Annotated in this window: 23 protein-coding genes; 11 read left to right on the forward strand and 12 right to left on the reverse strand. The window is 70.9% G+C overall.

Translation table 11 applies throughout. The features are described from left to right. The first annotated feature begins 513 nt into the window (after positions 1-513). From hemA to IEZ00_RS26955, 3 genes are all read left to right on the forward strand, one after another. Entirely contained in the window at positions 514-1734 is a 1221-nt protein-coding gene (hemA, locus tag IEZ00_RS26945) for a 5-aminolevulinate synthase (RefSeq protein ID WP_229796129.1), read from the forward strand. Between the two features lie 508 nt (positions 1735-2242). Then, positions 2243-2713 (forward strand): ester cyclase, encoded by a 471-nt coding sequence (locus tag IEZ00_RS26950; protein ID WP_189226142.1) that lies wholly within the window; start codon positions 2243-2245, stop codon positions 2711-2713. 237 nt (positions 2714-2950) lie between these two features. After that, positions 2951-3268: an NIPSNAP family protein gene (locus tag IEZ00_RS26955; protein WP_189226143.1), complete on the forward strand. Its 318-nt coding sequence runs from the start codon at positions 2951-2953 to the stop codon at positions 3266-3268. A 368-nt stretch (positions 3269-3636) separates the two neighbouring features. Here the strand turns inward: IEZ00_RS26955 and IEZ00_RS26960 are convergent, their stop codons facing one another. Beyond that, on the reverse strand, positions 3637-4083 hold the full coding sequence (locus IEZ00_RS26960) for an Rrf2 family transcriptional regulator (protein WP_189226144.1): 447 nt from the start codon (positions 4081-4083) through the stop codon (positions 3637-3639). A gap of 150 nt (positions 4084-4233) precedes the next feature. On the opposite strand from IEZ00_RS26960, the gene IEZ00_RS26965 reads away from it, so the two are divergent. From IEZ00_RS26965 to IEZ00_RS26990, 6 genes are all read left to right on the forward strand, one after another. Further along, positions 4234-5094: an NAD(P)H-binding protein gene (locus tag IEZ00_RS26965; RefSeq protein WP_189226145.1), complete on the forward strand. Its 861-nt coding sequence runs from the start codon at positions 4234-4236 to the stop codon at positions 5092-5094. Continuing rightward, positions 5091-6287: a multidrug effflux MFS transporter gene (locus tag IEZ00_RS26970; protein WP_189226146.1), complete on the forward strand. Its 1197-nt coding sequence runs from the start codon at positions 5091-5093 to the stop codon at positions 6285-6287. The genes IEZ00_RS26965 and IEZ00_RS26970 overlap by 4 nt, the downstream gene beginning before the upstream one ends. A gap of 99 nt (positions 6288-6386) precedes the next feature. After that, on the forward strand, positions 6387-7169 hold the full coding sequence (locus tag IEZ00_RS26975; protein ID WP_189226147.1) for an MBL fold metallo-hydrolase: 783 nt from the start codon (positions 6387-6389) through the stop codon (positions 7167-7169). 176 nt (positions 7170-7345) lie between these two features. Then, positions 7346-7741, forward strand: a complete 396-nt coding sequence (locus tag IEZ00_RS26980) for a MerR family transcriptional regulator (protein ID WP_189226148.1) — start codon at positions 7346-7348, stop codon at positions 7739-7741. 106 nt (positions 7742-7847) lie between these two features. Further along, positions 7848-8771 (forward strand): NADP-dependent oxidoreductase, encoded by a 924-nt coding sequence (locus tag IEZ00_RS26985; protein WP_189226149.1) that lies wholly within the window; start codon positions 7848-7850, stop codon positions 8769-8771. A gap of 66 nt (positions 8772-8837) precedes the next feature. After that, the gene (locus tag IEZ00_RS26990; protein ID WP_189226150.1) at positions 8838-8999 is read left to right on the forward strand and encodes a hypothetical protein; all 162 of its coding nucleotides are present in this window, start codon (positions 8838-8840) and stop codon (positions 8997-8999) included. A 249-nt stretch (positions 9000-9248) separates the two neighbouring features. Here IEZ00_RS26990 and IEZ00_RS26995 read toward each other — a convergent pair whose 3' ends face one another. The 8 genes from IEZ00_RS26995 to IEZ00_RS27025 form a co-directional block, all read right to left on the reverse strand. After that, positions 9249-9572: a hypothetical protein gene (locus tag IEZ00_RS26995; protein ID WP_189226151.1), complete on the reverse strand. Its 324-nt coding sequence runs from the start codon at positions 9570-9572 to the stop codon at positions 9249-9251. A 71-nt stretch (positions 9573-9643) separates the two neighbouring features. After that, complete coding sequence (locus IEZ00_RS37195) at positions 9644-9886, reverse strand: hypothetical protein (RefSeq protein WP_229796130.1); 243 nt, start codon at positions 9884-9886, stop codon at positions 9644-9646. Between the two features lie 239 nt (positions 9887-10125). Further along, positions 10126-11931, reverse strand: coding sequence for a glycoside hydrolase family 15 protein (locus tag IEZ00_RS27000; RefSeq protein ID WP_189226152.1), 1806 nt, complete (start codon positions 11929-11931; stop codon positions 10126-10128). A gap of 3 nt (positions 11932-11934) precedes the next feature. After that, positions 11935-12993: a glucose 1-dehydrogenase gene (locus IEZ00_RS27005; protein ID WP_189226153.1), complete on the reverse strand. Its 1059-nt coding sequence runs from the start codon at positions 12991-12993 to the stop codon at positions 11935-11937. Between the two features lie 636 nt (positions 12994-13629). Continuing rightward, positions 13630-14232 carry a DUF4232 domain-containing protein gene (locus tag IEZ00_RS27010; protein WP_189226154.1) on the reverse strand — a complete coding sequence of 201 codons (603 nt, stop codon included), beginning with the start codon at positions 14230-14232 and terminating at the stop codon, positions 13630-13632. Positions 14233-14859: 627 nt separating this feature from the next. Continuing rightward, entirely contained in the window at positions 14860-15270 is a 411-nt protein-coding gene (locus IEZ00_RS27015) for a hypothetical protein (protein WP_189226155.1), read from the reverse strand. A gap of 21 nt (positions 15271-15291) precedes the next feature. Then, positions 15292-16314 carry a S1C family serine protease gene (locus IEZ00_RS27020; protein WP_229796131.1) on the reverse strand — a complete coding sequence of 341 codons (1023 nt, stop codon included), beginning with the start codon at positions 16312-16314 and terminating at the stop codon, positions 15292-15294. 3 nt (positions 16315-16317) lie between these two features. Further along, positions 16318-16863 (reverse strand): copper chaperone PCu(A)C, encoded by a 546-nt coding sequence (locus IEZ00_RS27025; RefSeq protein WP_189226156.1) that lies wholly within the window; start codon positions 16861-16863, stop codon positions 16318-16320. Positions 16864-17117: 254 nt separating this feature from the next. On the opposite strand from IEZ00_RS27025, the gene IEZ00_RS27030 reads away from it, so the two are divergent. Then, a complete protein-coding gene (locus IEZ00_RS27030) occupies positions 17118-17333 on the forward strand; it encodes a hypothetical protein (RefSeq protein WP_189226157.1) in 216 nt (71 codons plus the stop codon). A 231-nt stretch (positions 17334-17564) separates the two neighbouring features. Here IEZ00_RS27030 and IEZ00_RS27035 read toward each other — a convergent pair whose 3' ends face one another. Further along, positions 17565-17843 carry a hypothetical protein gene (locus IEZ00_RS27035; RefSeq protein WP_189226158.1) on the reverse strand — a complete coding sequence of 93 codons (279 nt, stop codon included), beginning with the start codon at positions 17841-17843 and terminating at the stop codon, positions 17565-17567. Between the two features lie 623 nt (positions 17844-18466). On the opposite strand from IEZ00_RS27035, the gene IEZ00_RS27040 reads away from it, so the two are divergent. Further along, positions 18467-19729, forward strand: coding sequence for a cation:proton antiporter domain-containing protein (locus tag IEZ00_RS27040; RefSeq protein WP_209616445.1), 1263 nt, complete (start codon positions 18467-18469; stop codon positions 19727-19729). 91 nt (positions 19730-19820) lie between these two features. Here the strand turns inward: IEZ00_RS27040 and IEZ00_RS27045 are convergent, their stop codons facing one another. Both IEZ00_RS27045 and IEZ00_RS27050 read right to left on the reverse strand, forming a co-directional pair. Further along, entirely contained in the window at positions 19821-20327 is a 507-nt protein-coding gene (locus IEZ00_RS27045) for a DUF6653 family protein (protein WP_189226159.1), read from the reverse strand. Positions 20328-20353: 26 nt separating this feature from the next. Further along, on the reverse strand, positions 20354-21619 hold the full coding sequence (locus IEZ00_RS27050; protein WP_189226160.1) for a glycosyltransferase: 1266 nt from the start codon (positions 21617-21619) through the stop codon (positions 20354-20356). Positions 21620-21758 lie beyond the last annotated feature (139 nt).

A 21758-nucleotide genomic window follows, 5' to 3' on the forward strand; every position in this document is an offset into this window, starting at 1 on the left:
CTAACGTGCCGTTGACCAGCTCACTCGCGCAAAGGACGTTTCGTGACGATCGGTGTGACCGGCGAGCTCGCGGCACTCGCAGGCGGCTTGGCGCTGTTGGCGTCCGCCCGTGGTTCGGGCACGGCTCCGGCAGCGCACGCCTGCCGGACAGGGCCAGGCGCGCACCTCGGTCGGCGGTGCCTCCGAACCGCACCGGCAGGACTGCGATGATCTCCGACGGCTTGACCTGAGTCGGCAGTACTACCGAGTCCTCTGTGGTTGTCGTGGTCCTGCCGCTGGTGGCGGAAGGCGGCGGACGACCACCCGGCATCGACGAGGACGTCCACCGGCACCGGAACGCCGCGGCAAGGTTGCTCCAACCGGTTGGAGCGATGGCGAGCGCTGGCCACCCGATACACCGAACGCGCAGCACCTCGCGTCCGTTGGCGGACAATGACCGATCACCGGACGTCCGTCGAGGACTCTTTGCCGAGACACGCTGGCGCGGACAACAGGAATGAGGAGACTTCGACCGTGACAGAATTGCTTGACGTCTTTGCGCGGCGAGTGCGGGAGCCCGACTTCGTCGCCGCCTCGGCGCAGAAGTTCCTGGAGCTCGGACGTCGAGCGGGCCGGTTCCCGGTGGCGACGGCCTGGCGGGACGGCACCACCGCCGAGATCGACGTCTGGTGCAGCAACGACTACCTCGGCATGGGGCAACACCCGGCCGTGCTGGCCGCGACGAAGCAAGCCGTCGACGAGTTCGGCGCGGGTGCGGGCGGGTCCCGCTACATCGCGGGCACCAACCGCTACCACATGCTGCTCGAACGCGAACTCGCGGAGCTCCACGGCAAGGAGAGCGCGCTCCTGTTCAGCTCGGGCTACATGGCGAACGACGGCTCGTTGACCGTGCTGGCCGGGCAGGCGGCGGACTGCCTGGTCTTCTCCGACGAGCTCAACCACGCGTCCATCATCGACGGTCTGCGGCACAGCGGAGCGCAGAAGCACGTCTTCCGGCACAACGACACCGGCCACCTCGAGCAACTGCTGGCCAACGCCGACCCGGACCGCCCGAAGCTCATCGTCATCGAGTCGGTGTACTCGATGACCGGTGATATCGCGCCGCTCGCCGAGATCGCCCGCCTGGCCGAGCGCTACCGCGCGATGACGTTCCTGGACGAGGTCCACGCCGTCGGGATGTACGGGCCGCAGGGTGCCGGGATCGCCGCCCGCGACGGCCTCGCCGACCGGTTCACGGTCGTGATGGGCACGCTCGCCAAGGGTTTCGGCACGACCGGCGGTTACATCGCCGGTCCCACCGCGGTGGTCGAGGCGGTCAGCGCGTTCGCCCGGCCGTTCATCTTCACCACGGCCCTGCCGCCCGCGGTGGCGGCCGGTGCCCTGGCCGCCGTCCGGCACCTGCGCACCTCCGAGGTGGAACGGGACCGCCTCAAGGAGAACGCACGGGTGCTGCACCAGCAACTGCGGGCTGCGGGCATCCCGTTCCTCTCCGACCACACGCACATCGTGTCGGTCCTGGTGGGCAGCGACTCGGCCTGCCGCGAGCTGGCCGCCTTGCTGCTCGACCGGCACGGCATCTACATCCAGGCGATCGCCGGGCCGAGCATCCCGGCCGGGCACGAGATCCTCCGGATCGCGCCGGACGCCACGCACACCCCTGACGAGGTGCGGTCGCTGGCCGCCATCCTCGACGGGTTGTGGAAGGAGCTCGGCCTGCCGTTCAGCCCGCGCTGAGCGTGTTGAGGTTTCCGCTCCAGCGCCCTTCCCGCCCCGGCTGCGACTCGGGCGGGAAGGGCACCGCCCCGGTGGTGCTCGTGCGCGGCGATCATGGACACCGGTTGTCGAACCGGCGGGGCGCGGTGGTTCGAGCGGCGAGGAGTGGGCTGCGCCGGGACGGTTCGACCACCCACGCCGAAGCCGCTCGTCAGGCCCCGCCCCGACGCGATCCAGGTCGGCGACCGATGGCGCCTGTGACGCGATCTCCGCGACAACGTCCCGCTCGAAGTCCGCGCGCATGCCGCATGTCGGGCCACCCTCAACCCTCCTCGACCCGATCCGATCCGACCCGACGGAGCACAACTTATTGACCAGTCAGTCAAAAAGCTGCTAGCCTGGTCGGGAGCGCCTCGGCAAGGCCACGTCGGAGGCATCGCCGACCAGAGGGCAGCGTCGCCACCCGACGCCCGCCGGGCGACGGCAACTTATCTGCCTCAACGACACCGAGCCCCAAGGAAGAGCAGAAGTGAAGAGCAACGAAGAGATTGTCCGCGAGGCATACCGACTGTCGGAGGGGAACGTCCTCGACGGGCAGGGCTTTCGCGCCTTGTTCACCGAGGATGGAACTTTCAACGACGTGCCGAACTCGCAGACCTTCCGCGGGGACGAGATCCCTCAGGCGTTGGCGGGCTTCGCCAGCGTTTTTCCTGACGTCCACCGCGAACTGCTCGAAGTGCGTGTGCTCGGTGACGTCGTCGCCGTCGAACTGCGAATTCAGGGAACGCATCTCGGCGAGTTCCCGACGCCGATCGGCAACATCCCCCCGACCGGCAACCGCATCGACGTGCCCGCAGCGGATCTGTGGTACCTCCGGGCGGGGAAAATCGAAAGGTTCAACTGCTACAACGCGGCGAACGTGCTGCTCGCTCAAATCGGAGCCACCCCCGACTTCAAGTCGGCGATCGAGGCCGCCAAGACGACCGCCACAGGGGCGTAGCACTGTGTGACAGCCACCCCTTCTGCGGGTCAGCACACGCTTCACCCGCGTGCTTAGCGCACCGATCAACCGTGCGCCCACCGCGGCCGCCGACGCCCACGAATCCCAACTGACGCCCACGCCCTGCAGCCGGACCGGAACAGTGCCATCGTTCCGCGGACAGTGCCGCAGGGCGTGGCCCTCCTGCCCAGGGTCTGATCGTCCTCGCCCGGCCCACATCCCGAACGGAATTCGGTCATGTACCAGATCAGGATCTACACCCTGCGCACGGCAGAAGCGCTCCGGCAGTACGCCACCGTGCACTGGCCGCGCCATATCACCAGCATGCCCTCGTTCGGCGTCACCGTGCACGGCTTCTGGACCGAGCACCAGGCAGGCGCGCACCGCTTGATCGCCCTGCTCTCGTTCCAGGAGGGCATCGACCCCGCCGAATTCACCGCCGCTTACCTGGCGAGCCCCGAACTGTCGGAGGACATGTGGGGCTTCGACATCGGCGACATCGTCGACGTCGAGGAACTGCTGCTCGATCCGGTCGCCGGGTCTCCCCTGGCCTGAGCGTCACGCACCTCGGTGATGAGGTCCTAGCGCCGATTCGGGAGCAATGCGCCTGCCTGCCGGGACATCCGGAGATTCCCACGGCACTTGCAGAGGTTCAGCCGGTGATGGCGACTGCTCCGATCGTGGTGGCGCGAGGGCGGCCCGGTCCGAGCCAGGCAGCCCTGGACTGTCCGGGTCCCACCGACTGTCCTCTGTGGAGCCGGCGCGGGCACTCATCGCGCGCGGAAGTCGTCCGGGTCGTCGGCCGACCCTGCGACGAGGTCACCACGTTGCGTCTCGCGGGCGCCGTGGAACGTGTTCGAAGCGCCGGGTTCGCGGGCGGGCGAACTCCGCCTGCCGCCCGTTTCCGACTCCTCCCGAACCGCTCATCGCGCCGCCTGCGCGAACTGCGCAGTGATCTTGCCGTCGAGCACGTCGCGGACGCTGAACCTCTCGAGCTGGGCCACCAAGGCGTCGGCTATCGCGGCGTCGAGCACGGTGAGCGCCCGTTGGACGCCCTCCCCCGTGACGCAGGAGGGATTGGGTCCGTGCAGTCCGAGCACGTGGTCATCACCTTGCAGCAGCCGCCAGACCGTGCCGAGTGAGATCCCCTCGGGACGACAGGCGAGCTCCCACCCACCGCGCGCTCCGGCATGCGAGCGCACCAGGCCGGCCTCACGAAGAGGGCCGAGCACTCGGCGGACGTGCACGGGATTGACCCCCGCGCTGTCGGCCAGTTCCTCGGAGCTGACCACGCGGCCGTCGTTCACACCCGCGAGCAGCGTGAGGACGTGCACGGCGACGGCGAACCGGGTGTTTGTCGATCGAGCCATCCCTCCATGGTGACCTACCGCCATCGTTATGGCTACGTTTCCCGCCGCACACCAGGCGACAGCAGCCCAGCGGGGCACCCGGCTTGCGTTATCGCAACCATCGTGACTACAGTTCAACTGTAACCACGACGACTACAAATGGAGCTGTCGATGACCATCGCCATCACCGGCGCATCCGGCCCGCTGGGACGCGCAGCGGCGGAGTTCCTCCTGGAGCAGGTCGACCCGCGCGAGGTCGTGCTCACGACGCGCTCACCCGACTCGCTCGCGGACTTCGCGGCGCGGGGCGCGCGGGTGCGCAGGGCGGACTTCACCGAGCCCGAGACGTTGTCCTCGGTGTTCGACGGCGTCGAGCGGCTGTTGCTGATTTCCCTGGACGCCATCGGCGCGCGCCTCGAGCCGCAGCGCGCTGCCATCGCGGCCGCGGTCGCCGCCGGAGTCGGCCACATCGTCTACACCTCGCTGCCCGAGCCGGTGCCCGCCAACCCCGCCGTGGTGGTCCCCGACCACGCGGGCACGGAGCAGACGCTGAGGGAGAGCGGAGCGCAGTGGACCATGCTGCGCAACAACTTGTACGCCCACACGCAGGCCGCGACGGTCGCGGGAGCAGCGGCGGCCGGGCGACTCGTGACGAACTCCGGCAGCGGAGCGACCGCGTACGTCGCACGGGAAGACTGCGCAGCAGCAGCTGCCGCCATCCTGGCCGGGGGTGGACACGAGAACCAGGCGTACGACATCACCGGGCCGCGAGCGGTGACGGCGCACGACCTCGCGGCCCTCGCCGCCGAAGTCGGCGACGGTGCGGTCGAGGTCGTGCAGGTCGAGGACGGCGAGATGATCGCCCACCTCCAGCGGGCAGGGCTTCCGCTGCCCGCGGCCGAGCTCGTGACCTCGTTCGGCGCCTCCGCGCGCGCCGGCTACCTCTCCACCGTCAGCACAGCGGTCCAGGACCTCACCGGGCGCGCGCCGAGGTCCCTGGAGGACGTCGTGCGCGCCAGCCGGGCCTCGTGACCCCGAAAGGCGCGCGGTCGGCGGTCCTGCTCCTCGGAGCACTGTCCTCCCTCGGTCCCCTGTCGACCGACGCCTACCTGCCCGGACTGCCGGAGATCGCCGACGACCTCTCGGTGAGCACGTCGACGGCGCAACTCACCATGACCGCGTGCCTGATCGGGTTGACGGTGGGACAGCTCGTCGCCGGGCCGCTGAGCGACGCGCTGGGCAGGCGCAGGCCCTTGTTCGTCGGGCTCGGGTTGTACGTGCTGGCAAGCGTGCTGTGCGCCGTCGCGATGAACGCGACCAGCCTGGTGGCGTTCCGCGCACTGCACGGTGTGGCCGGTGCGTTCAACACCGTGATCGCGCTCGCCTGCATCGGGGATCGTGAGACGGGCGCTGCCGCGGCGCACACGTTCTCCTCGGTCATGCTGCAGGTCGGAATCGTCCGCGTGCTGACGCCGCTGACCGGCGCACTGCTGCTGGGGCTCGCGGGCTGGCGAGCGGTTTTCGCGGGGCTCGCCGTGCTGTCGGCATCGGTGCTCGCGTGGTCCGTGGCCGCCATGCCCGAGACACTTCCGCCCGGCCTGCGTGGCCGCCGCTCCCGCACCCGGTACCTCGACCTGCTCCGCGACCCGTTGCTGGTCAGGTACACCCTCGTCAACGGCTTCGTGTTCGGTGCGCTGTTCGCCTACCTCACGGGCTCGCCGTTCGTCCTGCAGAACACGCACGGCATGTCTGCCCAGCAGTACGGCGTGGTCTTCTCCATGAACGCGATCGGCATGGCAGTGGCGGTCTACGCCAGCGGCCTCCTCGCTCGCCGTTGCGCGGTGCGGACACTGCTCGGCGCGAGCCTGGCGAGCGGGGCCTTGGGCGGTGCCGCACTCCTCGTGGTCGTTCTTGGGGGCCTCGGCCTGCCCGCACTGCTCGCGGCCCAGTTCGTCGCGGTGGCGAGCATCGCGTTCGCACAGCCGAACGCGATCGCCCTGGCGCTCGAGAACCAGAAGTCCCGGGTGGCCACAGCCACCGCGGGCTTCGGGTTCGTCCAGTTCCTCGGCGGCGGACTGGGCGCTTCACTGGCGGGGCTCGGCGACACCACGTCCGGGCTGCCGATGGCCGCGGCCATGGCGGGATTCGCACTGGTGGCCTGCGCCGCGTTCCTCATGCTCCCTTCGGTTGCCGTCAGTTCGAGAAAGGTTCGTCAAGTGCGCTGACATCACCGCAAGCCGCCGACCCTCGCGGCTGGAGCGTTCGCTCAACCGCACGGCGAGCGCGTTGCCGGATTCGAACACCACTTCACGAAGGAGCGCGACATGCGAACACGACGACTGGGCTGGGCAGGCCTCGAGGTGGAGGCCGCGGGCAAGAGACTGGTGATCGACTACGTGCGGGACATGACCCCGCTGTTCAACGGCTGGCTGCCGGGCATCGGCCTGGCGGCTCCGAGCGGGAAGGTCGACGCAGCGCTGGTCACCCACCTGCACCGCGACCACATCGATCCGGCAGCGCTGGTGGACGTCCTGCCTGCCGGTGTCCCCCTGCTCCGGCCCGCACCCGGCTACGGCGATGAGGTGGACAACGCGGGAACGTCGCTGAGCGAACACGAGATCGTCGAACACCGGTTGCCGACCGAGGTCGTGGACACCTGGTCCTCCCGCGAGTTCGGACCGTTCAAGGTCACCGCCGTGCCGTCCCTGGACGGCCTGGGAGATCCACAGGTGAGCTGGGTGGTGGAAGCGGACGGGCAGCGCGTCTTCCACGGCGGCGACACCATGTTCCACGGCTGGTGGTGGCTCATCGCACGCCGCTTCAGCCCGTTCGACGCGGTCTTCCTGCCCGCCAACGGCGCGATCGTCGACGCACCCCACCTGCAGCCACCGAGTCCCCTGACCGCCGCCATGAACCCGCGGCAGGCCGCCGTCGCCGCGAACATCCTCGGCGCCCGGCACGCCGTGCCGATCCACTACGAGGTCGAGCAGCCGTTCAAGATCAGCGGCTACGTCGAGGTCGCCGACCCCGCGAAGGAGTTCCGCGAGCAGGCGGGAGAACGCGCTCGCGTGCTCGCCGTCGGCGAGTGGCTGGACCTGGACTCCTGATCAGCAGGTGCAGCCGGTCGTCGCGGACCGCGTCCGGCACCCGTGCCGCGCATCCGCGAACCCCGCTACCTCGACCAACGCCCCGCCGAGGCCGACGGCCGACCCCGCGAGACCCACGACTGGAGAAACCCAGCGAGGTGTTCACCGAACTCCTCGAGCGGACATAGGCTCGGCGAATGCGAATCGGCGAGCTGTCCAAGCGCACGGGCGTGAGTCCGCGCGCACTGCGGTACTACGAGGAGCAGGGTCTGCTGACCAGTTCACGCTCCGAGGCGGGACAGCGTCACTATTCCGATGCCGCGGTCCAGCGCGTGTCGCTCATCCGACAGCTGTTCGACGCGGGTATGTCCAGCCGGGTGATCGCGACTGTGCTGCCGTGCGTGGACGTCCCCGATGACCTGGACGTCGCCGAGGAGACGTTCACAGCGATGACACGCGAGCGCGACCGCATCGACGCCGACATCGCTCACCTGGTCGAGACCCGGGATGCGCTCGACGTGCTGATCAAGGCCAACAGCAGGCACCGGGCGGAGCTGTCCACGACCTTGGAACCGGTGACCCGGTCGGCCTGAGGCTGTGACCCGCGCCTCAGCCTCTTGCCCCTGACATTGACGTGAAGGGTGACGATGGCCGCAGAGCCCGGAACCACCGGGTCGGTCAGCCGGGAGGCGGCAGAAGATGGGTCAGGCGTGGGGTTTCCGCAGGCATGGCGGGCCCGAGGTGCAGGAGTTCTTCGATCGTCCCGATCTCGTCCCCGGTCGCGGCGAGGTGCTGATCCGGGTGGAGGTCGCCGGCGTGAACCCCCTCGATCACCTCCTGCGCTCGGGTCTGGTCCAGGGGCTCGACGGCGGGCGTGCGTTTCCCCGCGTGCTGGGCATGGAGGCGGCGGGAACCGTTCTCGCCCTGGGCGAGGACGTCGACGGGCTCGAGGTGGGTGACGCGGTCTTCGGCTTCGCGCTCACCGGTGGCGGCACCTACGCCGAGACGACGGTGCTGTCCGCGCCGAACACCGCGCGCATCCCGGCGGGTCTGTCCGCGACCGTGGCGGCAACGCTGCCGGTGGCCGGGACGACCGCGGTGGACGCGCTCGACCAGCTCGGCCTTCCGGCCGGTGCCGCGATCCTGGTCAACGGGGTCGGCGGCGGGGTCGGACTCGCCGTCGCCCGGCTGGCCATCAGTCGCGAGCTGCGGGTGATCGGCACCGGGAGTGCTGCCAAGCGCGAGCACGCCGAAGCCATCGGGGTGCGGTTCGTCGACTACACCGCCGAGGACGTCGTCGCCGCGGCACGTGAACTGGTTCCGGACGGCTTCGACGGGATCGTCGACCTGGTCGGAGGCACCTCGCTGCGGACGGTCGCTCCGCTGGCCCGAGATCCCCGCAACGTCATCTCCGTGGGCGACATGTCCGTGCCCGATCTCGGTGGGCGTGTCGTCGAGCGCCGCCTCGACCGCGAGAACCTGGAGCGGTCCGCCCGGCTGGCCCTCGACGGAGTCCTCGCACCCGTGATCACCGCGATCCACCCGCTCTCCGACGCCCCGGCCGCCCTCGCCACCGTCGAGAGCGGTCACACCTCGGGCAAGGTGGTCATCAACGTGGCATGAGAACGCGCATGTTGTGGGCCATGACGTTGGTGACGGCCGGTAGTGGGGTTGACGACAGGAGTGACGATGCCGAGTAAAGTCGCGATCTTCATCCTGGCCGCACTCGTGCTGGTCGTTGGTACGGCTGTTGTGCAGGACATGCGCGCGGCGGTGTTCGCCTTGCTGGGCTGTGCCCTTGTGGGGGTCGTTCTGCTTCTTGTCCAGCGCTCCCGGTCGAACAGTCGCTGACTCCGGTCGCCGACGACGCACACCGATCGGTGAACGGATAGTCCCGGAAGCATCATCACGCGGGGGTGTATGCGGTTGACGGCGACTGCATACACCCCCGCCGCTTTGGCGATGTCAACCACCACGCGGTCGGGCCGCCGTGATGCCCTCCGACGTCACCGCATCGCCGAGATCTGGGCGAACGGACTCAGCGGGTCAGGGCGAACGGCTTCTTGCGCACTCCGCGAACGACTGGTCCGGCGGGATCTGTCAAACGAGCGGTTCCGTCGCTGATTGCTTGATCAACGACTCGAGGTGAAGGCCACGGCGTCGACGGTGGATGAGGAGCACGGCGAACTCGCGGATCCGCTGGGCGAGCACCGTCATCGGCAGGCCCCGCAGGGAGGGTAGGACGCGCTCGGGTTCGGTGCGTCCTTCGACGCGGGCGTAGCGCTTGACCGTGTTGAGCGATATGCCGAGTCGTTGCGGGTGTTCCAGCAGCCCGACGCCTTGGCCGAGCAGGTGGTGGACCGCGGCGTGCCGCTGCGGGGTCCGCTCCTCGCGCGGTCCTGGTGCGCCGTGCCGGTCCGGCATACCGGCACGTGCTGTGGGCGGTCGCGGTCTTCTCCACCGCCGGGACGGGGTCGTCCCGGATGCGCAGGCGGTCACCGATCCGGACCGCGCCCGGAGCGCCCTGGCGGATGGCCTCGGCGCAGGTGGCAGAGGGTGTTCCGACAGACCATGCCCACGCCGGGATCTCCGCCCAACCACGCGGCCGGGGTCGCGGCCTTGCCGTCGGGCGGCACAACGACGCGGCGGTGGGTGACCGCGTCGATCAACGCGGTCGCGTAACGGCGACCACGCCGCAGGGCGAAGCCGTCGACCGCGAGCACCCGCACCGCTGCCACCGGTGGATCAGGCAGACCGTGCACCAACCGCAGCAGCGTGCTTCGACTCGTCGGCAACCCGAGAGCGGCGGCCAGGTGTGCTCCGCTCCGGCTCGCCAACGCCAATCCGATGCGCTCCAACGCGGTGCGCGACAACGGACAGCACGCAGCGCCGGCCAGCCCAACAAGTTGATCACTCAATCAGCGACAGAACCGCTCGTTCGGCAGACCCCATCCCGGTGGAACAGCAGCCAGCGGGGTCACAGTGCCTGCTCAGCCTTCCCCGCCGAGGTCCTGGCGGAGGCACCGCCGAGTTGGCGGGCGGTGTTGACCAGTCCCTCCATGCTGAACGCCTGGGGCGTGTTGCCCATGTGGCGGCCGGTGGCGGTGTCGTACTCCTCGCTGAGCAGGCCGACGTCGTTGCGCAGGTCGAGCAGCTTCTCGAACAGTTCGCGGGCCTCGTGGACGCGGCCGGTGCCGTGCAGGGCGTCGGCGAGCCAGAACGTGCAGGCCAGGAACGCGCCCTCGGTGCCCGGCAGACCGTCCACGCCGCCATCGGCATCGGTGCGGTACCGCAACACGAAACCGTCCTGGCACAGTTCGCGGCGCACCGCGTCCACCGTGCCGCGCACGCGCGGATCGTCCCAGGGCAGGAATCCGACCCTGGGGATCAGCAGCAGAGCGGCGTCCAGTCCTTGTGAACCGTAGAACTGGGTGAACGTGCCCCGCTCGGCGTCGAAGCCCTTCTCGCACACCTCGGCGTGGATGCGGTCGCGCACCTCGCGCCATCGGTCGGCAGGCCCGTCCAAGCCGTGGTTCTCGACCGTGTGCACGGCCCGGTCGAACCCGGCCCACGCCATGACCTTCGAGTGCACGAAGTGCTGTCGCGGCCCCCTCACCTCCCACAGGCCGTTGTCCGGGTCGGCCCAGTGGCCCTCCAGGTGGTCCAGCAGCGCCCGCTGCAGGTCCCACGCCGTGTCGGTGGTGGGCAGCCCTACCTCCCTCGCCAGGTGCAGGCCGTCGAGCACCTCACCCCAGACGTCGAGTTGGAACTGGTCGGCCGCGGCGTTGCCCACCCTGACCGGCGTCGCGCCCTCGTAGCCGGACAGCCACGGCAGTTCCTGCTCCGGCAACCTCCTGCTGCCGTCCAGGCCGTACATGATCTGCAGCTTCGCCGGGTCGCCCGCCACCGCCCGCACCAGCCACTCGCGCCAGGCTCGGGCCTCGGCCACGAAGCCGGTGCCCAGCAGCGCCTGGAGGGTGAACGTGGCGTCGCGCAGCCAGCAGTAGCGGTAGTCCCAGTTGCGCGGGCCGCCCCACTGCTCGGGCAGCGACGTGGTGGCCGCGGCGACGATGCCGCCGGTGGGGGCGTAGGTCAGCGCCTTGAGCGTGACCAGGGCACGCCGCACCGCTTCCCCCCACGGGCCGGTGTAGGTGCAACCGCTCATCCACCGCGTCCAGAAGTCCTCGGTCTCCAGCAGCGCCCGTTCGGCGTCCACGGCGTGCGGTCGGGGCAGGTGGGAGGCGGTGTGGGTGAGCACGAACGGCACCCGCTGCCCGGCGCGCACCTCGAACTCCGCGGTGGTGGTCAGGTCGTGGCCGTGCACGGGCACGCCCGCCTCCAGCCACACCGCGTCCGGTCCGGCGATCGCACCGAGCGCACCGTCGTGGTGGCGCACCCACGGCACGGCGCTGCCGTAGTCGAACCGCAGCCGCAGGTCCATCCGCATCGGCACGCTGCCCGACACGCCCTCCACCACGCGCACCACGTCGGCGGCCTCGCCGCGCGGCGGCATGCAGTCGACCACGCGCACCGTGCCGTGCGGGGTGTCCCACTCCGACTCCAGCACCAGCGTGTCACCGCGGTAGCGGCGCCGGGTGGCGTGACCACCACCAGCGGGGGCGAGCAGCCAGCGCCCGGCGTCCACGTCGTCGAGCAGCGCCGCGAAGCAGGCGGGCGAGTCGAACCTCGGCAGGCACAGCCAGTCGACACTGCCGTCCCGACCGACCAGCGCGGCGGTGTGCAGGTCGCCCAGCAGTGCGTAGTCCTCGATCGGCGAGGGCATCGGTCAGCGGCCTCCTTCCAGTTCGACGACGACCTTCACGTCGTCGGGCCGGGCGTCGAAGGCGTCGGCGAACGACTCCAGCGGCACGCGCCGGGTGATCAGGCGGGTCAGCCAGTCGCGATCGGCCGCGGCCAGCTCCTCGGCGGCCTGCCGGTAGTGGCGCAGGTTGGCGTTGACCGAGCCGACCACCACGTCGTTCTCCAGCACCATCTCCCGGTTCACACCCCCGGCGTCCACCTCGATCCGCCGTCCGCCGGAGGAGACGCCGGTCAGGCACACCACGCCGAAGGGGGCGGTGTTGCGCATCGCGGAGAACACCAGGCTGCCCACCCCGGTCGCCTCGATGACGACGTCCGGCTCCAGCTTCCCCGCCACCTCGTCGATGCCCCGGTGGTGGTAAGTGGCTCCCAGGCGCTCGACCAGCGCCGGTTTCGGCCCTTCGGTCACGAGGTCGAGAACGTGGACGTCCAAGCCCTGCCGCACGCCGATCATCGCCGCGAGCAGGCCGATCGGCCCGGCGCCGGTGATCAGCGCCCGCTTCGGCTCGTACCAGGCGCGCTCCCCCACCCGCCACACCTGCTCCCACGCCTTGGCCACCACCGTGGTCGGCTCCACCAGCACCCCGACGTCGGCCAACGCCTGGTCGAGGCGAACGGCGTAGTCGGTCTCGACGCACCACAGCTGCGCCCCGTAGCCGTCGATCCCCTTGATGCCGCGTTCGGTGTAGCGGCCGTTGCGGCAGTTGTCGAACTCGCCCCGGGCACACGCCCCGCACGGCACCGGGTCGGGCCGCCGCACCACTCCCACCACCAGGTCCCCGACCGAGAACCCGCTGCCCTCCGGCGCGGTCCTCACCCGACCGAGCGATTCATGCCCCAGCACCAACCGCTCCCGTCCCGGCGGAGCCCACCCGTACTCGGCGCGCACGATCTCCCTGTCCGTCCCGCACACGCCGACCGCCAGGCCCTCCACCAGCAACTCCCCCGCCCCCGGTTCGGGATCGGGCAGTTCGGTCAACTGCAACGACCCCGCGGTGCCGGGGACGACGGTGAGTGCACGCATACCTCCGGGCTACCCGGCGCTATCCCCGCCATGCACGCAGTACGGCAGGAATCCTCGCCCACCTGATCGCATTCGTCGGGTGAACTGTCGCAAGGGTCCGATGCCTACGGCATCTCCAGCTCGGAGTGGTGGGCACCGCTTTCCCGCAGAGAACACCGGCGATACCGGTGCCACTCGTTCAACCTCCGACAGCGACTGTCCGAAGAGGACAGCAGGCGACCTCGATACCCAATTGCTCGCCTCGACCGGCCCGATCTGGCTACTGGCTCGCACTGTCGTAAGTCCGAGCTCACTGGCCGCTGGGGTCCTCCCACGCGCATCGGGGGCACTGCGGCACAGAGGAGGTGCTGAGTCTCCATCACGAGCACGTACCGGAAAAATCTTTCCCCCGGTGGCACTCGCTGCTCAGCTGATGACGGCGAGCAGGTCGCGGCAGGCGGTCTCGCACGCCCGGCACGCCTCGGCGCACGCGATCAGCGCGTCGATGGCCCCGCCAGTTCCGCCCGGTCCAGGGTGATCTCGGCGGGATAGGTCTCCAGCATCGACATGGTCGTCGTAGTCAGGTCAACCTTCCTCCTTCGATCTTCGATTCGGGAATGAACTTCTCCCAGCCAGCACCCCCCAGCCCGGCTGCGGTCACAGGCCGGTGTTGTCCGGCCCTGGTTCGACCGGTCCCACCCCCAGGAACGGTCCGTTCATCGGCGGCTCGCACGCCACCGCGTCCTCGGCGACGAACACCGGATCAGTGCTGCCCGGCGGGTATACCCGAAGACCGCCCACGTCCACCCGGCGGCAGTCCGGCGTCTTCAACGGCGCGCTGGACTCGAACAAGCCTGCCGACGCGGTCTGCCCCGGTGCCAGCGTCACCACCGGCCCGTCGGTCTCCCGCGTCGCGGGCAACCCGATCTGCTCGCCGCCCTCACCGGTCACGTAGGAGACCCCTGGCGCGCCGTGCAAGGTGCACGCCTCGGAACCGGTGTTGGTGAACTGCAACGGCAAGTGCGTTCCCCGCATGTCGTGGTTCGCCTCCGAGCCCAAGCCGACGTCCAGGTCGGCGGTGCGACACCGGTCGTCCTGCGGTGCGCCGACGGCGCGCTGGTCGGAGGTGGCCGAGGGCGAGCCCGCGGGCGGCGTGGCGACCTGGCCGGTCACCTCCGCACCGCAGCCCCACAGCGCCAGCCCCGCGGCGCACACCCCCGCCGCCATCCCGGCGGCACTGGTCATCGATCGGAACAACATCGCCCACTCCTGTCCGGTGCTCTCGTGGCATCCCCTGGCCGCTTTCCGGCATGGCGCGGACTCTCGCACCGCGAACGGGTGCCCTGCGGGCGGGCTTGTGGATCACCTCTGCTCAGCAGGTACCGCCCGCAGGCGGTGGCGAGGGCGTGACAGCCCGGTTCGACGCCGAGACCGCCCTTGGCCTCTGGCCGGCGGCTCAGTCGAACCGTGCCGGACGGGCGTCCGGCATCGGCGGCACGACACGACCGCGGTGGTCGACGACCCGGCGTTCAGGGAACGCCTACCTCTTCAGCGCCACCGCGAGGACGGGATGCGCTTCCTGGTCGTGCACCGGGTACCCATGACGGGGGGAAGGAGTGCCAGCGGACGCGCTCCGTCACACAACCGAAAGGTTGTCGACGAGCACAGGCACCGCCTCACCGCGACGGTCCCCGAGCGGGGCATCGACTGTCACGGGCGGTGAGCCGGCCTCCTGCCGCGCTCCAGCGCTCTGTAGCGCGGTCCTCGACAACGGCGACAGCGATCGACACAGCGTGGTGACGCGCGGAACACCCACCAGCGTGACGACGCGAACGAGTGCTTCGCCCCGGCTTCGCTGCTGCGGTCGGCAGCGGGATCGGGCCGTCTTCAGCGCGTGGTAGGAGCGGTCCGCGCCTGGGCAACGGCGAACGGCGTCCCCTGTTGGCAGGTAGTGACCCGGTTCGGTCGGACCGTGCCCTCGACGACGACCTCGGCTCCCGGTCGCGGCGGCGAGGTGGTGGGTGAGGCCGGAGACGCTGCGCAGGTGGTGGGTGAGGGCACCTCCTCGCCTTCTTGGAACAACACCAGCAGATCGTCGTCACCGTAGGCGTCCGCGTTCAGCACGATCGATCCATCGGTGACGTCCATGGCCACGGTGCTCGCGCCGCCATCAGCGATGGGATTGTCGTCGCTGCCGTATCCGTGCCGCATCCGGTCATCGCGGTGACGAGCGCGAGGGCCGCGCTCGTCACCGCCACCGTCTCGTCGGTGCTCGGGACATTTCGCGCTCTCGCCCACGAGTCGGTCCACTTCCCGCTGTCAGCGCCCGCGCGCCGCGACCTCCACCTCCAGTTCCTGCCGTTGCCCGTCCCGCACGACCACCAGGCCGATCCGCTGCCCCGGTTCGGTGCCCCGCAGCGCGCCCAGCACGTCCTCGACGCCGCGCACGTCCTGCCCGGCCAGTCCGACGATCACGTCTCCGGGGCGCACCCCGGCGCCCGCGGCCGGGCCGTTCTCGTCCAGTCGCAGCACCAGCGCGCCCTGATCGGCCTCCACGCCCAACCGCTCGCGGATGCCCTCGGTCAGCCTGCCCAGCGACACCCCCAGGTAGGGGTGGGTGGCGGTGCCGTCGTCCAGCAGTTGTCCGGCCACGTCGACCGCGGTCGACGACGGGATGGCGAACCCCAGCGACACGGCACCCGCGGCGGGCGGGATGTACGCCTCGTTGATCCCCACCACCCGGCCCGCGGTGTCCAGCAGCGCGCCGCCGGAGTTGCCCGGTGATATCGGGGCGTCGGTCTGGATGAGGTCCACCAGCGCCTGCGTCCGCTCCGTCGTCCCAGGGATCTCCCGGTGCAGTCCCGAGACGATCCCGGCGGTCACGGTGTTCTCGAACCCCAGCGGGCTGCCGATGGCCAGCACCACATCACCCGGACGGGGCAAGTCCTCCCGGTACTCGGGCACCGGGAGGTCCTTGCGCTCGGTGCGCACGACCGCCAGGTCGGTGATCTCGTCGGTGGCCAGCACCTCTCCCGACGACCTCTCCCCGTCCGCGTACTCGACCATGACGCCCTTCCGCCCCCCGACGACGTGCTGGTTCGTCACCACCACGTCGGAGCGGAACACCACACCGCTGCCCAGGCCGCCATCGGTGCGGATGGTCACCACGTGCGGCGCGACCCGTTCCACCAGGTCGGCGTAGGACGGTTCGGCCGCCGCGGCCGCGGGCGCCGAGGTCGACGAGGACGTCGTGCCGCCCGGTCCGGTGCCGCCCGGTCCGGTGGTGCACGCGGCGGTGGCCACGACGAGCGCCACGGCGGCTGCCATGCGGTTGAGCGCCACGTCTCAACTCCCGGTGGTCGTGGGACAGCGGGTGGGGGGCGGCACGTCGCCGTCGCCGCCCGCCTCCACCATCGCCTCCACCGTGGTCTCCCCGGCGTTCTCGAAGATGAAGGTCAGCGGGACGGTCGTGCCCGCGAGGACCTCGTCGGAGAAGTTCACGACGCGCAGGTGGTAGGTCAAGTCCACGCTGCCCGGCTCCCCGACGGTCCCCTCGGCGGGCACGGGGATGCGGGGCACGGTCTCGCTGGTGCCGTCGCAGTCCCGGTCGGAGCGCAGTTGCACTTCGTCCGCGTCCGAGGTCCGCACTCCCAGCAGCGCGTCGGGCCGGTCGGAGCGGCTGAACATAGCCAGTTGCACCACCGCGTCGTCACCGGGCTGGTAGGAGTGGTCCTCGGGTGCCCGCACGAAGACGTTGCGCAACACCACGTCACCCACTTGGGCGTTGGTGCCCATGGTGCCGCTCTTCAACTCCTGCTGCGGCTCACCGCACGAGGCCAGCACCGCGGCCACCGACGCAGCGGCGATTCCCAGAGTGCCGATCCTGTCCATGCTCCCCGGCTACCCGGTGTGCGGACAGCGGACCCCGACGGGCGTCGTCGTCAGGCAACCGCAAGGTTCAGCGGACCGGAGCGCGCCGCTTCTCGAGCTCCCCTGGGCCGCACACCTCGCTCACCGGAGCGAGGTCACCCCGAAAGAGGCCGATCGGCCGCACCACCCCCGCGTCATTGTCAGTCAGTCGTCAGGTCGAACGCACCGCGGTGGCGGCATCCTTGGAGGAGGGAACCACAGAGCCGGAGGGTCCTTTGATCACTCAACACAGCCAACCCGACCAGTACTGCCGGGAAGCGCTCGGCAGGCTGACCGCGGAATTCCGCGGTGTCCTGCCGCAGGAGGTGGTCACCGGCACGGTGCTCGCCGCACGCCGCGACCTCGAAGGCCAGGTCGCCCGCGAAGCCCTCGCCGAGATGCTGCACCACCTCGCGCACCACCGACTCGACCGGTTGCGGACCGACGGCTGACGGCGCCCCCGCCCGCGAGCGGATCACGGCCGACTCCGGCCGGCGCGGGACGGCGCTCCACCACGTCAGTGTCCGTGAATCCTGTTCAGCTCCAGTACTGCCACGGCACCCGCACGATCGCTGTGCCACCGGACCGGTTCCGGATTCGGCGGCACAGCGACGTCAGCGAACGCCGCTCGGCGCGGCCACGACCCGTTCGGCGAGCAGGAATTCCTCGCTGGGGCAAGCCTCTTACACCGACCGCTCGGACAGGCCGAACTCGTTGGCGTGCTCGGCGTGGGAGAACCGTCCGATCGTCCCCGCAACCGTGGTCTCACCCGCGGCGTCCCTGACGTCCTTTCCCCTCGGTACGAGGACCAGCAGCGAATCATCGCCGTAACCGGCCGCGGTGAGCACCACGGCGTCACCGGGCAGGTCCTCCACCGCCTTGCCCACGACGATCACCCGCCCGCCGAGATGGGCCTCGCCGTCGAAGTAGCGCGGTCGGCAGACCTGTTCCGCGGTCGTCACCTCCGCCGCCACAGCCCGCCAACACGGCTGTTTGCGCCACGCAGGCGGCCATGAACGCGCGCGACCACCGCTGAGGTCCGGATTTCCGCTGACGTGCCAACATCGTTCCCCTCCCGGCAGCACTGCGCACCACCGATGTGCTACCCGCTGCCTGCTTGCGGCCTCGACGAAGGCGTTGATGTCCACGACGTTCGCCGGAGGCCACGAACACGCCCGCACGGCATGGGCATGGGTACGCCTCCGGGATGGGACAACGCGAAACGGCGGGACCGGCGGTGGCAGCGGTTGGCCGACGTCCTGGCGGCGGGTCGGGCGCTGTGGTCGGTGTTCGTCCGGGAATTCGACCGTGGTCGTGCTCGCCTGCGGTCAACTGCTGGCGGTGACCGGTGTCGAGAAGCGCTACGGCACCGCGTTGCACGACGTGCTGCTCGCCGGGTGCTCAGCGATGGTGTTCGCGACGCTCGCCGCCAGTCGGGGCTTACTCCCGCCGTCCGGACGCTCCGGACCGGACGGCGGGGGCGGGAACCGCCCGCCACTCGGTCGCTCCCTTTCCGCGCACGCCGCGAAGGCGAATACGGCGCGGACTGCGTCGGTCTGCCGGGCGTGTTCTCATTCTCACGACCGTGCGGCTGCGGGTGTGGTGCCACTTCGCCGCTCCTCGGGAAGGTGGTGTGGTCGAAGTGGACCGCTTGTACCTGGTGCTCGCCGTGACCGGCATCGCGGGCGCGGCGCTGGCGCTGGTCAGCCGCTCCATCCATCGGTTGCCGCTCAGCGAGCCGCTGGTCGTCCTGCTGCTGGGCGTCGTCCTGGGTCCGCAACTGCTGGGGTTGCTGGAGATCGAGCGGGAGCTGCGGGACCCGCTGCTGCTGGAGGGCGCGCGCCTGCTGCTGGCGGGTTCGGTGATGGCGGCCGCGCTGCGGTTCCCGGCGACCACGCTGACTGCCCTGGCACGTCCCCTGGTGCTGCTCCTGCTCCTCGTCATGCCGCTGGCAGCGGTCGCGGCGGGTGCCGCGGCCCTCGTGCTCGGCCTGCCGCTCGCGCTCGCCCTGCTCCTCGGGGCCTGTCTGTCGCCGACCGATCCCGTCCTGGCGGCCTCGGTGGTCACCGGCGAGCCCGCCGAACGGGACCTGCCGTCTCGCCTCCGCCGACTGCTGACCGCGGAGAGCGGTGCGAACGACGGATTGGCACTGCCCCTGGTCGGTCTCGCCCTGGTGTCCGTGCTGCCCGCCACCGGGTTCGCCGAGGCGGCGGCACGGCTGGGCTGGGAGGTGCTCGGCGGCGTGCTCGTCGGGCTGCTGCTCGGCGTGCCCGCCGGTCGGGCGGTGCGGGCCGCCGTCCGGCAGCAGAGCCTGGCGCGAGGCCCGGAACTGGTGTTCACGTTGCTGCTGGCCATCGCGGTGCTCGGCGTCGCTCGCTTGGCGCGCACCGACGGCGTGCTGGCGGTCTTCGTGGCCGGGCTCGCTTACAACCGCGTGGTCGGCCGGCGTGAACGAGGCCCCCAGGACGCCATCGACGAGGCGGTGAACCGCTACGCGGTGCTGCCGCTGTTCCTCGTCCTCGGCGCGGTCCTGCCATGGCGGGAATGGGTCGACTTCGGACCCGCCGCCGTCCTCTTCGCCGTTGCGGTCCTGCTGATCCGCCGCCTGCCCTTCGTCCTCGTGCTGGCCCGGCCGCTGGGTCTGACGTGGCGCGACGCGGCGTTCACCGGCTGGTTCGGCCCCATCGGCGTCAGTGGTGTGTTCTACCTGACCCACAGCCTGCACGAAGGAGTGAACGATCCGCGCCTGTTCGCCGCGGGCACGCTGGCCGTCGCGGTCAACGTCGTCGCCTTCGGCTTGACCGCGACCCCCGGTCGTGGGATCTACTCGAAGTCCCGGCCAGCGTGAAGCCGATCGACCGCGCCGACTTCCGGTGCCCCTCTCTCGGAGCCACCGCGGCTTGACACCTGAAAGCGGTTCGTGGCACTCGTGTTGTCGATCAGCGCGTCGCTGCGCCCGCGCCACCCGCCGCACCGGGTCGGGCGTTCTCCCACAGGCGGGTGAAGCGGTCGATGCGCCACAGTTGTGCCAGGATCAGCACGGTGGCGCCGAACACCGTGGGCCACACCCGCAGGGCGACCAGGCCCCACACGATCAGCCCGAACGCGACGAGGCCCAGGAGCACCAGAAGACGCAGGACGGCGCGGTGGTCGGGCGGGACGCGGTCGCGGTCGCGCAGCCAGACCCGTTCGCCGTAGATGCCGCGCGAAGCCCAGCTCTCGGGGTGCTCGACCGGCGGGAACGCCCGCGGGTTGACGAACAGCCACGCCACCACGACACCGATCGGCAGCAGGCTCCACCAGCCGATCCAGGTGCGGCTCCAGATGGCCACCAGCAGGGCCGGGACGGCGGCGAATCGGGTCCAGACGCTCCAGGGGTTGGCGTGGCGCCGCCACGCCTCGTCGTCCATGTGAAAGGTCTTGGCGATCCGGTCGGTGACGTCCATGGTGCTTCCTCTTTGGGGACGGGTTGCTAGCGGACGAGGTGTTCGAGTGCGGCTGCCGCCTGGGTGACGCCGTCCTCGGCGCGGATGTGGGCGCCGAGTTCCCGTGCGCGTCGGCGCATCGCCGTGTCGTGCACGGCGGCGGTGACGGCTTCGGCGAGCGCGGTGGCGGTGAGTCGTTGTTGGCGGACCGGTGGTGGTGCGACACCGACGGCGTGCGTGCGCTGCGCCCAGTGAGGCTGGTCGGCGACGAACGGGCACACCACCTGCGGCACGCCTGCGGCCAACGCGGCCGCGGTGGTCCCCGCTCCTCCGTGGTGCACCACCGCGCTCACGCGGGGGAACAGCCACTGGTGCGGAACCTGGTCGATGATGTGAACACCCGGCGTGGACGGTGGTGCGAGACCTCCCCGACCGGTGGCCAGCACGGCGCGGACACCGGCCGCGCGGACCGCCTCGGCGACGATCCGGCCGGTGCGCGCGGTGTCGCGGCCTGCCATGCTGCCGAAGCCCAGGTACACCGGCGGCGGTCCGGCGGACAGGAACCGCTCCAAGTCCGGCGGCGGCGTCCACGACGCCTCGGGCAGGAACCAGAAGCCGGTGGTGCGCACGGCGGCCGCCCAGTCCGGGGCGACGGGGGTGATCAGCGGGCTGAACGCCTGCAGCACCAGCCGGTCGCGGCCGTGCTCGTCGCGCAGCGGGTCGTGGGCGCCGCGGCGGCGCGGCAGGCCGAGCTGGTCGACCCGCCACCGGTCGGCGATGCCCGCGTAGGCGCGCAGCGTCGCGCCCACCAGCAGGTAGGTGGCGCGGTTGAGGCTTTTCGGCAGCCGGGGCAGCGGCAGCATCGGGCACGGGAACGCCGCGGTGGGCACCCAGCCCGGTTGCAGCGCGGCGAGCACCGCCGGGACGCCCAGCAGTTCGGCGACGTGCTGCGCGGGCAGGGCCGGGGTGTGCACGACCACGTCGGCGGCCGAGTCGCGCGCGATACGGCCCAGGTCGCGCAGCACCTCCGCCATCAGCGGCTTGATGCGGCGCGCCGTGCGCACGGCGGTGACCTTGCCCCGCAAGCCGCGGTAGCCGCCGTCCACGGCCTGCCGGAGCAGGGGGTCGTCCAGCAGTCGGTTGGGGCCTTCGTCCAAGCCGGCGAACTCCACCCCGTGCTCGGCCGCCATCGCGGCGGCGGAGTGCGGTGCGGCCATCAGGACGCCGTGGCCCGCGCGGCGCAGCGCCACGGCCAGCGCGAGCACCGGCTGGACGTCGCCGCGCGTGCCGTGGGTGACCAGCAGCGCCCTCACCGCCGCCCACCCCGGTCGAGTTCGGTGAAGGTGCGCAGCCAGTGGTCGTCGGTGAACAGCCCGCCGGTGAGCATCTCCAGCCCGGCCCGCGCACCGCGGGTCGCGGTGGACACCTCGGCCGGGTCGCCACCCAGCAGCC

The sequence above is a fragment of the Saccharothrix coeruleofusca genome (assembly GCF_014648515.1).
Classification (GTDB): Bacteria; Actinomycetota; Actinomycetes; order Mycobacteriales; family Pseudonocardiaceae; genus Actinosynnema; species Actinosynnema coeruleofuscum.

Coding starts and splice junctions, on each gene's coding strand:
- IEZ00_RS26955 (WP_189226143.1), top strand. CDS start 2,951: ATGTACCAGATCAGGATCTACACCCTGCGCACGGCAGAAGCGCTCCGG.
- IEZ00_RS26960 (WP_189226144.1), bottom strand. CDS start 4,083: ATGGCTCGATCGACAAACACCCGGTTCGCCGTCGCCGTGCACGTCCTC.
- IEZ00_RS26965 (WP_189226145.1), top strand. CDS start 4,234: ATGACCATCGCCATCACCGGCGCATCCGGCCCGCTGGGACGCGCAGCG.
- IEZ00_RS26975 (WP_189226147.1), top strand. CDS start 6,387: ATGCGAACACGACGACTGGGCTGGGCAGGCCTCGAGGTGGAGGCCGCG.
- IEZ00_RS26980 (WP_189226148.1), top strand. CDS start 7,346: ATGCGAATCGGCGAGCTGTCCAAGCGCACGGGCGTGAGTCCGCGCGCA.
- IEZ00_RS26985 (WP_189226149.1), top strand. CDS start 7,848: ATGGGTCAGGCGTGGGGTTTCCGCAGGCATGGCGGGCCCGAGGTGCAG.
- IEZ00_RS26990 (WP_189226150.1), top strand. CDS start 8,838: ATGCCGAGTAAAGTCGCGATCTTCATCCTGGCCGCACTCGTGCTGGTC.
- IEZ00_RS26995 (WP_189226151.1), bottom strand. CDS start 9,572: ATGCCGGACCGGCACGGCGCACCAGGACCGCGCGAGGAGCGGACCCCG.
- IEZ00_RS27000 (WP_189226152.1), bottom strand. CDS start 11,931: ATGCCCTCGCCGATCGAGGACTACGCACTGCTGGGCGACCTGCACACC.
- IEZ00_RS27005 (WP_189226153.1), bottom strand. CDS start 12,993: ATGCGTGCACTCACCGTCGTCCCCGGCACCGCGGGGTCGTTGCAGTTG.
- IEZ00_RS27010 (WP_189226154.1), bottom strand. CDS start 14,232: ATGTTGTTCCGATCGATGACCAGTGCCGCCGGGATGGCGGCGGGGGTG.
- IEZ00_RS27025 (WP_189226156.1), bottom strand. CDS start 16,863: ATGGACAGGATCGGCACTCTGGGAATCGCCGCTGCGTCGGTGGCCGCG.
- IEZ00_RS27045 (WP_189226159.1), bottom strand. CDS start 20,327: ATGGACGTCACCGACCGGATCGCCAAGACCTTTCACATGGACGACGAG.